The 14,575-nt window shown below is 39.0% G+C and carries 14 protein-coding genes; 6 read left to right on the top strand and 8 right to left on the bottom strand.

Features of this window, described 5'->3' with window-relative positions:
• The 5 genes from ACNKXV_RS05825 to ACNKXV_RS05805 all read right to left on the bottom strand — a co-directional run bounded on the left by ACNKXV_RS05825 (position 1) and on the right by ACNKXV_RS05805 (position 5,581).
• Positions 1-1,005 carry a vWA domain-containing protein gene (locus ACNKXV_RS05825; RefSeq protein WP_417906762.1) on the bottom strand — a complete coding sequence of 335 codons (1,005 nt, stop codon included), beginning with the start codon at positions 1,003-1,005 and terminating at the stop codon, positions 1-3.
• Positions 1,005-2,648, bottom strand: a complete 1,644-nt coding sequence (locus ACNKXV_RS05820) for a DUF4381 domain-containing protein (RefSeq protein WP_417906761.1) — start codon at positions 2,646-2,648, stop codon at positions 1,005-1,007. Before ACNKXV_RS05820 ends, ACNKXV_RS05825 begins: the two co-directional genes overlap by 1 nt.
• 5 nt (positions 2,649-2,653) lie before the next feature.
• Positions 2,654-3,520, bottom strand: a complete 867-nt coding sequence (locus tag ACNKXV_RS05815) for a DUF58 domain-containing protein (protein ID WP_417906760.1) — start codon at positions 3,518-3,520, stop codon at positions 2,654-2,656.
• 62 nt (positions 3,521-3,582) lie between these two features.
• Positions 3,583-4,587: an AAA family ATPase gene (locus ACNKXV_RS05810; protein WP_417906759.1), complete on the bottom strand. Its 1,005-nt coding sequence runs from the start codon at positions 4,585-4,587 to the stop codon at positions 3,583-3,585.
• Between the two features lie 151 nt (positions 4,588-4,738).
• The gene (locus ACNKXV_RS05805) at positions 4,739-5,581 is read right to left on the bottom strand and encodes a DUF4382 domain-containing protein (RefSeq protein WP_417906758.1); all 843 of its coding nucleotides are present in this window, start codon (positions 5,579-5,581) and stop codon (positions 4,739-4,741) included.
• A 344-nt stretch (positions 5,582-5,925) separates the two neighbouring features.
• On the opposite strand from ACNKXV_RS05805, the gene ACNKXV_RS05800 reads away from it, so the two are divergent.
• From ACNKXV_RS05800 to ACNKXV_RS05785, 4 genes are all read left to right on the top strand, one after another.
• Complete coding sequence (locus ACNKXV_RS05800) at positions 5,926-7,062, top strand: ATP-binding protein (protein ID WP_417906757.1); 1,137 nt, start codon at positions 5,926-5,928, stop codon at positions 7,060-7,062.
• A 1-nt stretch (position 7,063) separates the two neighbouring features.
• Positions 7,064-7,792 (top strand): metallophosphoesterase family protein, encoded by a 729-nt coding sequence (locus tag ACNKXV_RS05795; RefSeq protein WP_417906756.1) that lies wholly within the window; start codon positions 7,064-7,066, stop codon positions 7,790-7,792.
• Positions 7,793-7,951: 159 nt separating this feature from the next.
• Positions 7,952-8,956 carry an acyl-ACP desaturase gene (locus ACNKXV_RS05790; protein ID WP_417906755.1) on the top strand — a complete coding sequence of 335 codons (1,005 nt, stop codon included), beginning with the start codon at positions 7,952-7,954 and terminating at the stop codon, positions 8,954-8,956.
• Between the two features lie 101 nt (positions 8,957-9,057).
• Entirely contained in the window at positions 9,058-9,585 is a 528-nt protein-coding gene (locus ACNKXV_RS05785; RefSeq protein ID WP_417906754.1) for a DUF3575 domain-containing protein, read from the top strand.
• Positions 9,586-9,654: 69 nt separating this feature from the next.
• Here ACNKXV_RS05785 and ACNKXV_RS05780 read toward each other — a convergent pair whose 3' ends face one another.
• The 3 genes from ACNKXV_RS05780 to ACNKXV_RS05770 form a co-directional block, all read right to left on the bottom strand.
• Positions 9,655-10,056, bottom strand: coding sequence for a YkvA family protein (locus tag ACNKXV_RS05780; protein ID WP_417906753.1), 402 nt, complete (start codon positions 10,054-10,056; stop codon positions 9,655-9,657).
• 156 nt (positions 10,057-10,212) lie between these two features.
• On the bottom strand, positions 10,213-11,766 hold the full coding sequence (amaB, locus tag ACNKXV_RS05775) for an L-piperidine-6-carboxylate dehydrogenase (RefSeq protein ID WP_417906752.1): 1,554 nt from the start codon (positions 11,764-11,766) through the stop codon (positions 10,213-10,215).
• 60 nt (positions 11,767-11,826) lie between these two features.
• The gene (locus ACNKXV_RS05770) at positions 11,827-12,369 is read right to left on the bottom strand and encodes a 3-hydroxyanthranilate 3,4-dioxygenase (protein WP_417906751.1); all 543 of its coding nucleotides are present in this window, start codon (positions 12,367-12,369) and stop codon (positions 11,827-11,829) included.
• 132 nt (positions 12,370-12,501) lie between these two features.
• Here ACNKXV_RS05770 and ACNKXV_RS05765 point away from each other — a divergent pair, with 132 nt between their 5' ends.
• Together ACNKXV_RS05765 and ACNKXV_RS05760 are read left to right on the top strand one after the other, a co-directional pair.
• Positions 12,502-13,557, top strand: a complete 1,056-nt coding sequence (locus ACNKXV_RS05765; RefSeq protein WP_417906750.1) for an isoaspartyl peptidase/L-asparaginase family protein — start codon at positions 12,502-12,504, stop codon at positions 13,555-13,557.
• Positions 13,558-13,702: 145 nt separating this feature from the next.
• Positions 13,703-14,551 (top strand): phosphatase PAP2 family protein, encoded by an 849-nt coding sequence (locus ACNKXV_RS05760; RefSeq protein WP_417906749.1) that lies wholly within the window; start codon positions 13,703-13,705, stop codon positions 14,549-14,551.
• Positions 14,552-14,575 lie beyond the last annotated feature (24 nt).

Here is a 14,575-nt window from a genome sequence, read left to right as displayed (position 1 = left end):
TTAAATAAAACTTCTGAAAAGGGTTAATCTTAACAGGATTTCCAATAACAATAAACCTCCGGCGAGTAGAACCAATGGCCTGAATTTTTCGTCGTAATTAAAATATCTGAATTCCTCGATCTCTGTTTTCTCCAGGGCATCGATCTCTTCATAAATGGCTTCCAGCTTTTCATTATCTGTCGCGCGGAAGTATTTTCCACCGGTTGAATTTGCGATTTCCTTTAGAAGTTTCTCGTCAATTTCTACCTGCACATTTCCGTACTGGAATCTTCCATTAGGTAAAATGGCCATTGGAGACAATGCCATTCCATTACTTCCTACTCCAATGGTATACACCTTTATCCCAAATTCCATGGCCAGTTCACTCGCCGTTATAGGATCTATAAACCCTGAATTGTTAACTCCATCCGTCAAAAGGATAATGACCTTGCTTTCAGCATCACTTTCTTTGATACGGTTTACTGCTGTTGCTAATCCGGAACCAATGGCTGTTCCATTTTCAAGAATATTGTTGTACTCAATATCGGCAAGAGCATCAAGAACAATAGAATTATCGCTGGTGATAGGCGTTTTGGTGAAACTTTCTCCGGCATACACCACTAATCCAATCCGGTCACCCGGTCGGCCTTTTATAAATTCCTCCGCTACATTTTTTGTGGCATCCAATCGGGTAGGCTGCAAATCTCTGGCAAGCATACTTGCAGAAACATCGATCGCCATTACTATATCGATTCCCTGGGTGCTACTGGTTCTTGTAGAAACATCCACTGTTCTTGGTCTGGCCATGGCGGTGATTATTAGAGCCAGAGTTAGTAACCTTAGAACAAACAGAACTGGTTTTAATTTAGGGAGAAGTCCAGATTTAATTTTAAAACCTCTGGTACTTGAAATCCGTAATTCAGCTGTTTGCTTGTTTCGCTTCCAGAAATACCAGCCTATGGCCAGCGGCAGTAAAAGCAGCAGCCAGAAGAATTCCGGGTTTTCAAAGGTGAAATTTGCAAACATTATTCGTTAATCTTATTTATTTCTACCGAATTGATTATCCTTTCAGAAATCTCTTCAGCATATTGATCATTCTCGTTAAAAATGACAATTATCTGTTCAAAGCCTCCTTTTTCAGCAAAATTCAGGATGACGTATTGATTAGGAATTGATTCGTCCGTAACCGGATTCACGGCATCCAGCGTACCAAATACCTTTAAGCCTTTTGCTCCATTCAGCGTAGTGAAATCCTCCTGCTTCATCACAATGTTTCGGGCTCCCTGCCCCTCCAGGTAAACATAAATTCCTTCCACAGCTTTCTGAAGGTCAAAATTCACCTCTCCCTTAAATTTGATGGTACTTACCGTGGTGTAAAAATTACTAAGCAAGCTACCGTACTGGAAAGTTTCAGATCCCACCATCATTTGTTGCACTTCCGGAGGCATTTCAATTTCCCCGCGCAACAGCACCCTTGGAGTGGTAACCGCAACGGCGGGATTTCCATATTCACTTCTTATCCACTCACCCTCCAGTAATTCCTTGGTAGGATGTCCCAGATAAGTATCTTTTACATAGGTAAAACCTTTAGATGCTATAAGCCCTGCCACACCTATTATTAGTATTGCAACTCCTATAAGAACTCCAATTATGATCTTACGTTTCCTGCGTTTTTTTCTTTGCTCTTCAAGGAATTTTTCGTCCTGTTGTAATTCTTCCTCTGTAGGTTGCGGAACAGAAGCCCGTAGATCATCAATAATAACCTGAGTTTTGGTTCGGTCTTCTTTAGCTGTGATAACATCAGGCTTGGATCTTGCGAATTTTGCAAGATCTGCTCTCGTTAATATCTTTTCAAAATCCCTGATGGTTCTTTCTTCAAGGTTAAGTTTACCCTGTGCTTTTTGTTCCTCCAGAAACTGGATCAATTCACCGGTAGTTCTTTCCAGTCCGTGATCATAGATCTTCCTGTCCAGATATTTTCTAACTGCAAAACTTAGTTGTGAATAGTACTCCTTGATCTCACGGCTTTCCAACAATTTTGATTCATCCAGCTTTCTAAGTTCAATCATGGCCTCTTCGTATGGTGGTAACTGCGGAGCTGTCTCGTCAGACTTTTTCTTCCGAATTAGAAAATAAACCACCAGCCCGGCCAGAAGAAATATCCCCAGTAACCAGTAAACCCAGGAAGGTATTCCCCAACCTTTTGAAACTTCAATCGAAGGCTTGATTGGATATAATTTTTGTTTGGTGGTATCAACCACTACATCATTGACCTCAACAAGAATGGAATCTGTTCTAAAAGACCTGCTATTTAATAGAACCTCCTGAGAAGGGATCACATATTTCCCTGAATCGAACTGAGTAAGGAAATATTCTTTTAGCAAGCGGTATTTACCATCTTTTCGAAGTGTGTCGGGATCTGTTGATTCCACCACTTCAAAAGGAGAAAAAGTTTCACCTTCCGGAAAAACCACTAAGGCACCCGGATCTGAATTTACGCGGATGCTATATTTGATCTGCTCCCCGATTTTTATTTGGGTTGTATCAACTTCTGATGAAACCTGCTGCCCAAAACTTAAGGAATTAGCCAAAAGGAATAAAAACAGGGAAAGAAGCAACTTTTGCTTGCGGTCCTTCAATTTATATTTTATGCTAACTCTTTTGCTCATTCTTATTAAGCTCTTCTTTTAAAATATCCGAGTAATTTTTTTACGTAATCTTCGTCGGTTCGGGTATTGATAATTCCTGCGCCGCTTATAGAAAAACTTTGATGGAAATAATCCAGTCGTTCCTGATAATATCTGGCATAAGATCTTCTTACACCTTTGGAACCTGTGTCCACCATAATATACTCCCCGGTTTCCTCATCTTTCATTTGAACAAGACCCAGATTAGGAATGGTTTCTTCCATTTTATCGAAAATGCGGATTCCCGTTACATCGTGTTTGCCGGAAGCAATTTTCAAGGTATGCTGATAATCTTCAGCCATAAAATCTGATAACATGAAGACAATGGCTTTTTTCTTCATCACATCAGAAAGGTATTTCAGGGCACCGGTAATATCAGTTTTGGTTCGCTCCGGTTTAAATTCCAGTAATTCTCTTATAATTCGAAGTACATGGGATCTGCCTTTTTTCGGCGGAATATATAGTTCGATTTGATCGCTGAATAGCATCAAACCTATTTTATCATTATTTCGTGTTGCCGAAAATGCCAAGGTTGCAGCTATTTCAGTAATTATATCTTTTTTGAATTGCTTTCTGGTTCCAAACATTTCAGAACCTGAAACATCCACAAGCAGCATCATGGTAAGTTCCCGCTCCTCTTCAAAAACCTTGACAAAAGGTTCGTTATACCTGGCCGTCACATTCCAGTCGATATTCCTTACATCATCGCCAAATTGATAGGCCCGCACTTCACTAAAGGTCATCCCCCTTCCTTTAAAGGTAGAATGATATTCCCCGCCAAAAACGTGATCGCTCAGTCTTCGGGTCTTGATCTCTATCTTTCTAACTTTTTTTAGGAGTTCCTTTGTATCCATTCTTGCAAGGCAGAATTTTTTCAGAAACCTGTAGGAATTAGAGTTTCTGCATTAGTTGATTATTAAGGTACTTCTATCTCGTTGACGATCTTGTTGATTAGGTCTTCGGAAGTTATATTTTCAGCTTCAGCCTCATAGGTAATTCCTATTCTGTGGCGAAGCACATCGTGCACAACCGCTCTTACATCCTCAGGAACCACATAACCTCTGCGCTTAATGAAAGCATAACATTTGGAAGCGATGGCAAGATTTATACTTCCCCTAGGAGAGGCTCCAAAACTTATCAAAGGCTTGATATCAGATAAATTATATTTTTCAGGAGTACGGGTAGCAAATATTATATCCAGAATATATTTTTCGATCTTCTCGTCCATATATACATCCCGAACTGCTGCCTGAGCCCTTAATATTTGCTCCAGACTAACTACCGGGTTGACTTTTTCAAACTCCCCTTTAAGATTTGCGCGGATAATAAGTTGTTCTTCGGCCATCTGCGGATATTCAATCACCGTTTTAAGCATAAAACGATCGACCTGCGCCTCCGGCAATGGATAGGTTCCTTCCTGTTCCACCGGGTTTTGGGTTGCCATAACCAAAAATGGTTTATCCAGTTTAAAGGTTTCGTCCCCAATGGTTACCTGCTTTTCCTGCATGGCTTCAAGTAACGCCGATTGTACCTTGGCCGGAGCCCGGTTAATTTCATCTGCCAGCACAAAGTTGGCGAAGATGGGACCTTTTTTAATACTGAAATCGTTCACTTTCATATTGTAGATAAGTGTTCCAACAACATCAGCCGGTAAAAGATCCGGGGTAAACTGCACCCTGCTAAAACTACCGTGTACTGCCTGAGAAAGTGTGTTGATCGCAAGGGTTTTTGCAAGACCAGGCACCCCTTCCAGAAGGATATGACCCTGTCCCAGCAAACCTATTAACAATCGCTCTACCATGTGCTTTTGCCCCACGATAACTTTGTTCATTTCTCTGGTTAACAGATCAACGAATGCACTCTCCTTTTCTATCTTTTCATTAATACTGGCAATATCAACAGATGAATCGTGTTCCAACATGATTTTCAGATTTTAATGTCGTGAATATACGTACTACAAGTAAGCGTCGCAAATTGAAAATTTATTGGATTTAGGGTTGTTAAAAAAAAGTTAAAATAAAAGGCAGCCCCTATCCGGAACTGCCTTCATATCTGTGTTAAGATTTTATTCTCTACAATTCGATCTCACCAAGATCTGTAGTTTCATTTGGTTTTACTTTTACATCTGTCATTGAATAAACAGTTAATCCTGAAGAAACCTGAGGGGTAATTGTTAGATCATAAGTTCCGGCAGGTACTCCATTCAATGCAAAATTACCTTCTGCATCTGTATACGCAGAAATGGTAACTGAACTGTTTTGAAGTTTTACCAATGACTGAACATTCATTTCCAATCCAGCAGGAATTATAGTTTTACCAACCACCATTCCGGCGTTCTCTTCAGCATTTAGCCTGATTACCGGCTTTAAATTATAACCACCATTTCCAGTTGTTACTATGGATTGATCTACGTCAAAATCCAGTAAGAAAGAATAGTTTTCACCAGCTTCAAGCTTTTTATTCAATTGAAGCTTTAGACCTGACTGCTGAGCACTTGGGGTATTAAGAGGTTTAGTCGCACCATTGATCACTACGGAGTTTTCGCTCCCAAGGATCAATCTCATTTGACTAACATAACCTGCAGGCACTTCAGTATCTGCCAATAATTGGGATACGCCCCCGGTTAATTCAAGCAAATCGTAAATTCCTGCATTCACATTACTAAGACTCATCCAGCCTTCAGAATCAATTTCACCATCAACATTACTTTCTCCTTCGGTCTCGATCTGGATCTTAATATCCTTTACATCCACGAAAACCGCATCATAATCTCCCGGAGCATCTGTCATTCTCACGGTTAGATTTGCACTACCGTTGTTGTCTTCAGAATCGTCATCACTACAGCTTACAAATCCTGCTGAAACCAGGATAGCGATCATTACAGCCCTAATACTTACATTTTTCAAATACTTCATAAATAGATATTATTAGTTACGCGTAGAGAACGGCAAGCATTGTGCAAGATTTTATCGAGGGGGAGATTTTTAACAAAGATTAACTAAACTTTATCGGGCTTTACTAAAAACACCTAAATCGATAAACATTATTTCTTACTTTAGAATTTTATGAAATCATCCCAATTTCAGGATATTACAAAGGTTTTGAAGATATATTCATTTAAAAACATATAACCCAGTAAATCTTAAAAAACCGATTGAAGTATTACTGAATTTCATCGTTAAAGAAATGAGGTACATTTCCTCATAATTGATGAAGCAAATTATATAAAGAAACACCTTTTAAGCCATATTAGCCGTACATGATCAATAAACGCCTGCTTATCAAAAATCTGCTTGCTCATAATGATGAGAACAGTTTTTATGATAAAAAGCGACAGCTCAATATTGGGGAAAGAGAAGGAAAAGCTAAATTTCTTAAACATATTTGTGCACTCTCAAATTCCAACCCGGAAAATAATTCCTATATAGTAATAGGAGTAGAAGATGAGGACAACAGGATTGAGGGCATCGACTTTTTTGATGATAGTAAGATCCAGAATCTTATCAATGCCTACCTGGACAATCCTCCAAGAATTTCTTACGAAAACATTCCTTTTCCTCATTTACCAGATCAACTGGTGGTGGGCCTGGTCACGATTAAACCTAACCATGGCAAAATATGCTCTTTCCGGAAGAACATCTGGAAATATTATGGCGGATCGGTTTTTCTAAGAGATGGCAGCATTAGCATGCCCAAGGTTTTTGACATAGAGATCAAAGATGTGAACTCGGCACAGGTAGCTTCTATTGAAAAGCATTCCCATAATAATCTGGAATATACCCTTCAGGGAGTCTTTGACTTTATGAAAAAACGGAAGGACTATAATCCATCCTTCAAGGTCTTTAAAGAATACTTTGTGGTTTGCTGGGCGGGAAAAGCCAAAAAAATAGGAGACGAATTGTATTATTCCAGGGTAGATATTGAACTTATAAATGAACAGGTAAAATTGTTTTATTCAGATCTGGATGAAGTAAGTATCGTACAGGATGATGATAACTTTAGAATTACAGAATATGTTCACCTGGGATTACATGATCAATTCAAATATTATCCTCTGGAGGAAGTGGTTATCAACTTCAGGGACAATGGCACCTATGATATAGAGAGTAAATTATTATTTGAGCCACCGCACTTCGATAAAAAAACCCTTTACCATATATATAATACCAATCAGGCGCTTATTAAAAAACTGCAGAAGGGCATTTCACTTACTTCAGTAGAGAAAAAGGATCTTCGAAACCTTCCTTCCACCTATTTACTATGTTATTTAAATGATTTTAAAGAAGCTTTAACAAAGCTTAAGGAAGCTAAACCTTATCTTAAAAATTATAATTATGATATTTACCAATCCTATAAGGAGAGTATGCGAATTGTAAGAAAGGTAAAATATAACTAATATGCCCAGAAAATTTGCCATTGGAGATTTACACGGTGGATTAAAGGCTTTGATCCAGCTGCTTGAAAGGATTAACTTAAGACCAGATGACACCCTGATATTTTTAGGGGATTATGTTGACGGTTGGAGTGATTCGGCTAATACGGTCACCTATTTAATTGAACTGGCAAAACAGAATTCGTGCATTTTTATTAGAGGAAATCACGATGATCTTACTCAAAAGTGGTTGGAGACAGACAGGATGAACGAAAAATGGCTTGAGCATGGCGGCCAGTCCAGCATTGATGCGTACCGCAATTTTAGCGATGAAGAAAAACGTGCTCATGTAAAATTTTTTCATGAGATGTTCAATTATCATAAGGATGATGAAGGCAGGTTGTTTGTTCATGCCGGTTTTACCAATTTACACGGGCCAGACTTTGAATATTTTGACAAAAGTTTTTACTGGGATCGTACTTTATGGGAGATGGTGCTGGCAATGGATCCCGAAATTCAACCAGGGCATGAGTTTTATCCGCAAAGATTACAACATTTTGAGGAGATCTATATTGGGCATACACCCGTTACCAGGATTGGAAAGACCACCCCTGTTAATAAAGCGAACGTATGGAATGTAGATACCGGTGCGGCTTTTAAAGGACCAATTTCTGCAATTGATGTAAATACGAAAGAAGTCTTTCAAAGTGACCCGGTGTATACCCTTTATCCTGAAGAGAAGGGAAGAAATTAGTTTTATTTTATTACATCATCTCTACTCATATTCATATATTTGATTAAATGTTTCTGAATTAGGTATATGATAACAATCAGAAAGAAAACTGCTGTTTTATTACAGCATAAGTAAAATAAATAGGGAACTACTCCCTGAAATGCAATTAAGTATAAAAAAATGGCCTTAGACAATATACGTTTAGAAGTAATGAATACCGTTGAAAAATCGGTACAGGGTTTTATTGATAAGTATTTAATTCCGGTTGAAGAAATTTGGCAACCTACAGACCTGCTGCCAAATCTCCAATCTGAAGAAGGGTTTGAAGTAGTTCATCAAATAAGAGAAGAAGCCAAGGAATTAGGCTATGATTTCTGGGTAGTGCTGGTAGCTGACATGGTTACTGAAGAGGCATTGCCAACTTACGAATCCTGGTTAATGGATATGGAAGGTGTGGAGCAGCATGGAGCCAAAGGCGGAGAGTCCAATAGCTGGGCAAAATGGGTTCGTCACTGGACTGGTGAGGAAAACAGACATGGAGATACTCTTAATAAGTACCTATATCTTTCTGGAAGAGTAGATATGAAGGAGATCGAAAAAACAACTCAGCATCTAATCAATGATGGTTTTGATATTGGGACAGGTAGAGATCCTTACAGGAACTTTATTTATACAAGTTTCCAGGAATTGGCAACTAACATTTCACATAAACGAGTAGGACAACTTGCCAAGCAAAAAGGAAATAAAATGCTTGGGAAAATGTGTAATATCATCGCCGGAGACGAGATGAGACATTACATGGCTTATAGAGAATTCGTGAAAACCATCTTTGAACATGATCCAAGTGAAATGATGCTGGCTTATGTAGACATGATGAAGAAAAAGATCGTTATGCCTGCTCAGTTTATTAGAGAATCCGGACAGGGAATTGCAGATGCCTTTGAGAATTTCTCGAATGCAGCACAAAGACTTGGGGTTTATACCACTTATGATTATATCGACATTCTTAAAAAACTGAATGATTACTGGGAAATCGATAAAATGCGAACACTTAATGATGATGCCGAAAAAGCACGTGATTATTTAATGGCATTACCTGACCGAATGACCAGAATCGCCGACAGGATTTCCATCCCACAGGATTCTCACAAATTCAAATGGGTAGAACCAAACGGAATCATTTAACAATTAAGTTTGTTTTAATAGAAATAAAATAACCCTGCCATATATTAGCAGGGTTTTTTGATGTAAATTTTCATCATTAACCAACGAACAATATTCTTATTATGAAAAAAACTATACTTATTCTTCTTTTGGTTGCTTCCTCAACTTTTGGATTTGCTCAAATGGCCCAAAAACAAAACGAAATAAAACTCAATATCGCCAATACCATAGCCATAGCTTCTGTTGAATTTGGTTACGAAAGATTTATCGACGATCACCAGTCTATAGAAGGTTCAGTTTTAATAAATGACAGGATCAATTATCACTCTGAAAGCGGATCCAGAAAATTTGATACCAATAGCTTTAAAATTGGATATAATTATTATTTCGGGGAAGATTATGCCGCTTCCGGATTGTATGTAAATCCATTTTTTAAATACAGATCTGGTGAATTTAAAGAGGACGGTGTAGACCCGGTAGACATGAACACAATTATCATAGGTCTTGGCTCGGGTTATAAATGGAATTTCAACGATACTTTTGTGTTAGGACCATTTATTAATGTGGGAAGAAATTTTAGCGAAGAAGTGAGAGACCGGTTCTCTGCCGTGGAATTCAATGCCGGTTTCAATATTGGATACAGATTTTAATCAAAATATAACTGCATTGAAAAAGCCGCTTCTTCCAGAAGCGGCTTTTTTATTATTTCAATTTTACAATTAGCTTAAACTGCTGTTGTTATCTTTCCATACTTTATAAGTAATCAGGTCTTTCTCCATCAAATTAAGACAGAAAGCGACCACGGCGGCATCATCCAGATATCCAAGTACCGGAATAAAATCCGGGATCAGGTCTATAGGTGACAATACGTACAAGAGTGCCGCTCCTGCTGCTGCGATAATATTGAAAGGTACTTCCCGGTAGTCTCCCCGGGCGTAATCTTTTACAAGAGAAAAAAGAAGCATGGCATCATCCATATAACGCTTTAACTTTCCTTTGTTTTCAAATTTATTCAGAATCTTTTCCTCTTCATTAATAACTCTTCCCACATCTTCCTGTTTAAAATCTTCGGTTCTACGGGAATGTTCTTCAGCTGCCTGTTCTTTTGAAAATACGCTCATAAAAAATTCTATTTCTAATTCCCCGAAAATAAAGATTATCTGAACCCGAGACAAAATTGTTGCCGGGATTTAAGTAGGATTTAACTAATTACATTTTTAAAAATTAAAAACCCGCCTCCTGACGAAGCGGGTTTTAAAAACACTTAAAAAACTAAATTACAAATCAAATTTAATCCCCTGTGCAAGAGGTAATTCTGTTGTATAATTAATTGTATTTGTTTGTCTTCTCATGTAGATCTTCCAGGCATCAGATCCTGATTCACGACCTCCACCGGTTTCTTTCTCACCTCCAAAAGCACCACCAATCTCGGCACCGGAAGTTCCAATGTTTACATTGGCAATTCCACAATCTGAACCTTCTGCAGAAAGGAATCTTTCAGCCTCTCTTAAATTATTGGTCATAATAGCAGAGGAAAGTCCCTGTCTCACTCCATTCTGAAGTTTTAATGCATCGCTTACATCACCGGAATACTTCATGATATACAATACCGGTGCGAAAGTTTCATGCTGCACGATCTCAAAATGATTTTCGGCTTCGGCGATCGCAGGTTTCACATAACAACCGCTTTCATAACCTTCTCCTTCAAGTACACCACCTTCAACGATGATGTTTCCTCCTTCTTCCACCACTTTATCCAAAGCAGTCTGATAATTTTTCACGGCATCTTTATCGATTAGTGGTCCAACATGGTTATTCTCATCAAGAGGATTCCCAATACGTATTTGTTTATATGCGTTTACGATGGCATCTTTTACCTTATCGTAAATATCTTCATGAATAATCAATCTTCTGGTAGAAGTACAACGCTGGCCGCAAGTTCCCACCGCTCCAAAAACAGCACCAATTACGGTGTTCTTAATATTAGCATCAGGAGTTACAATAATCGCATTGTTCCCTCCAAGTTCAAGTAAGGTTTTACCAAGACGGGCAGCAACTTCCTGCGCCACGATCTTACCCATTCTAATTGACCCGGTAGCCGAAATCAAAGGAACTCTTTCATCCTTTGTCATCATTTCACCTACTTTGTAATCTCCTGTTATTAGGCACGAAATTCCTTCAGGCACATCATTTTCAGCAAAAACTTTAGCTGCAATGTTTTGACAGGCAACAGAGGTCATTGGTGTTTTTTCTGAACCTTTCCACACACATGCATCTCCACAAACCCAGGCAAGAGCTGTATTCCAGGACCATACTGCTACCGGAAAGTTGAAAGCAGAAATAATTCCTACGATCCCAAGTGGGTGATATTGTTCGTACATACGGTGTCCCGGACGTTCACTGTGCATGGTTAGACCATGTAACTGGCGGGAAAGCCCCACTGCGAAATCACATATATCTATCATTTCCTGAACCTCTCCAAGGCCTTCCTGGTAAGATTTACCCATTTCATAAGAAACAAGTTTTCCTAAAGGTTCTTTAAGCCGGCGAAGTTCGTCGTTGAATTTTCGAACCACTTCACCTCTTAATGGTGCAGGCCAGGTTCTCCATTCTTGAAAACCTTTTTCAGCAGCAGCGATTGTGCGTTCGTAATCTTCTTTTGTGGTTGTTTTAACTTTACCTATAAGTGCTCCGTCAACAGGAGAAAATGATTCAATAATTTCTCCATTGCTATACCAGTCTTTTCCTGTAGACGTACCGTTATTAACATCAGATAAACCTAAATCTTTCAGGGCTTGTTTAATCCCGAATTCTTCAGCGATTTTACTCATTAAATTGCGTTTTAATCGATTAATTTGTGTAGTTATTGCGAAAATAGTAAAAATAAACCTCTATTCCTTGTTAGATATGAATCGATCATCTACCGGCATTACCTCGCCGCAGTTATCACAGGTTCGTAATTCCTCACTACTATAAAAGTGTTTGAAATGCTTTAAAAAATCCTGCTCAATATTGTGCAGCGGGAAATAGACTTCATAAAGTTTATGGTTGCAGTTATCACAAAACCACATTAGCCCATCTTTCCCTTCTTCGCTTAATCTTTTACGTTCTATTACCAGCCCAATAGAACCTTCATGCCTTACCGGTGAGTGTGGAACTTTGGCCGGATGAAGATACATATCTCCTGGCCCCAGCTCCATGGTCTTCTTCTTTCCATCTTCCTGAATGTGAACTTCAATATTCCCCTCCAGTTGATAGAACAGTTCTTCAGTCTCGTTATAATGATAATCTTTTCGTGCATTTGGACCGGCTACCACCATCACGATGTAGTCACCGGATTCTTTATAAAGATTTCGGTTTCCAACAGGTGGTTTCAAACTTTCCCGGTTCTGTTCTATCCATTTATTCAGATTAAAAGGTCCGTTTACGGGCATAACAACATTTTTACCTAAAATTACTCAATATGATACAAATGATGTTGTATTCCAGCTTTTATTTAAAGTTAAAACAGGCATATATAAACAAGTATCAAGATTTGATTAACTTTAATTGCTAAACCATATCCCATGAAAAACCTTTTCCTACTCTTCAGTCTTTTTCTATTAATTTCCTGTAAAGATTCTAATCCTCAAAAATCAGAGGACACAACTTCAAAATCCCTAGAAAGCTCTGCAGACAGTATTCCTAATTTCGGGATTGTGATCCATGGCGGAGCGGGAACTATTTTAAAGGAGAACATGAGTGATTCGCTGGAGCAGGCTTATAAGCAAAAACTTGAAGAAGCCATAAGAAAGGGCCACGAGATCCTGGCAAATGGAGGAACAGCCGTAGAGGCTGTTCAAAGAACCATCAATATAATGGAGGATAGTCCCCTTTTTAATTCGGCCAAAGGCGCAGTGTTTACCAATGAAGGAAAAAATGAACTGGATGCTTCCATCATGGATGGAAAAACCCTGAATGCAGGGGCTGTCGCCGGTGTAACCAATGTTAAAAACCCTATTAACCTCGCCTATGAGGTCATGGAAAATTCTGAACACGTATTGCTTTCCGGGAAAGGAGCTGAACAGTTTGCGAAAGAACGCGGACTTGAGATCGTGGATCCTCATTATTTTTTCACAGAAGATCGATACAAAGCCATGGAAAGAGCCCGCGACAGGGATGCTGACAACAAAACAGCATTTTATGATCCTTTTGTAAAAGATGAAAAATTTGGAACCGTAGGTTGTGCTGCGCTTGATAAACATGGAAACCTTGCTGCAGGAACCTCAACCGGGGGAATGTCCAACAAAAAATACAACCGGATAGGAGACTCTCCAATTATAGGAGCTGGAACCTATGCTAATAATGCCACCTGCGCGATTTCCAGTACGGGTTGGGGAGAGTATTTTATTAGAGGGGTGGTTGCCTATGATATTTCGGCAATGATGGAATACAAAGGGCTTAGTCTTAAAGAAGCTACCAGGGAGGTTATTCAGAAGAAATTACCGGCTCTTGGCGGGAATGGCGGAATCGTGGCCATAGATCATCAAGGGAACGTTTCTATGGAATTCAATACTGCGGGAATGTATCGTTCAACCATGAACTCCAACGGTGAATTGGAAATTGGAATTTATAAAAATTAAAGTCCATGTGTAAAATTGCAGAAGGAACCTGTTAACGAAGATTTAAGCCGGTTTACTTGAGTAAGTACAACGCTCATTCTATTTTTGCCGACTTGTAAAATATCATCGTTTTGTAATAAATGGAATGATACTTAACACAATTATTATGAAAGCATACTTACAGGTATATCCCATCTTCATTTTACTACTACTTTCTGCTACATTTTCTACAGCGCAGGAAATTAAAGAGACGGATAGTATTCCAACCTCCTGGGAGCTGTTAAAATATGATGGTGCCAGTGCACTTGGAGGCTTAACCACTACTTACACTCAGCCATTAAAATGGCAGAAGGATGATTTTATAACTGCCGGAGCTATTGTGGCCGGGACCGCAGCGCTGTATATTTTTGATGAGGAAACCAGCAGGTGGTTCAAAGCACAGGAAGACGACATTCCAAATCTTATCAAGGATTTTGGCTGGTATTATGGGAGTCCACAAAACAATTACGCTATTAATGGAGCGGTTTATCTTTTTGGATTGTTCACCAAAAATGAAAAGGTTCGTAAGACAGGAGTATTAATGATCTCTGCTGCAACAACCGCGGGGATTCTTCAGTCCATATCCAAAACAGCCGTTGGAAGAGCCAGACCGGGAGGGGATAAAAAGAAGAATGAATTTAAACCTTTTAGCAAAGAAGGAGCCTATCATTCATTTCCTTCAGGACATACGATCTTGTCTTTTACCACAGCATATGCCCTCTCTAAACAATTTGAAAGTCCTTTAGTAAAAGCTGGAATCATTGGAGTGGGATTAATTTCACCTGTTTCCAGATTATGGAAAGGTGCACATTGGTTAACCGATGTTGGACTGAGTATGGCTTTAAGCGTGGTGGTGGTGGATACTATTGACAAGTATCTTACTCAGGAACGAAATTATGGACCCGAAGCTAACAAGGGCATAAGCTGGAAATTTCACATGGGCCTTGGAAGAGTAGGACTGGTTGGTACTTTTTAACTTTATTCTATAAAATTCCGCTTA

The sequence above is a fragment of the Christiangramia aquimixticola genome, assembly GCF_048285835.1.
GTDB lineage: Bacteria > Bacteroidota > Bacteroidia > Flavobacteriales > Flavobacteriaceae > Christiangramia > Christiangramia aquimixticola.
Note: the sequence above shows the minus strand (reverse complement) of the source record. Positions and strands in the feature narration are given on the sequence as shown.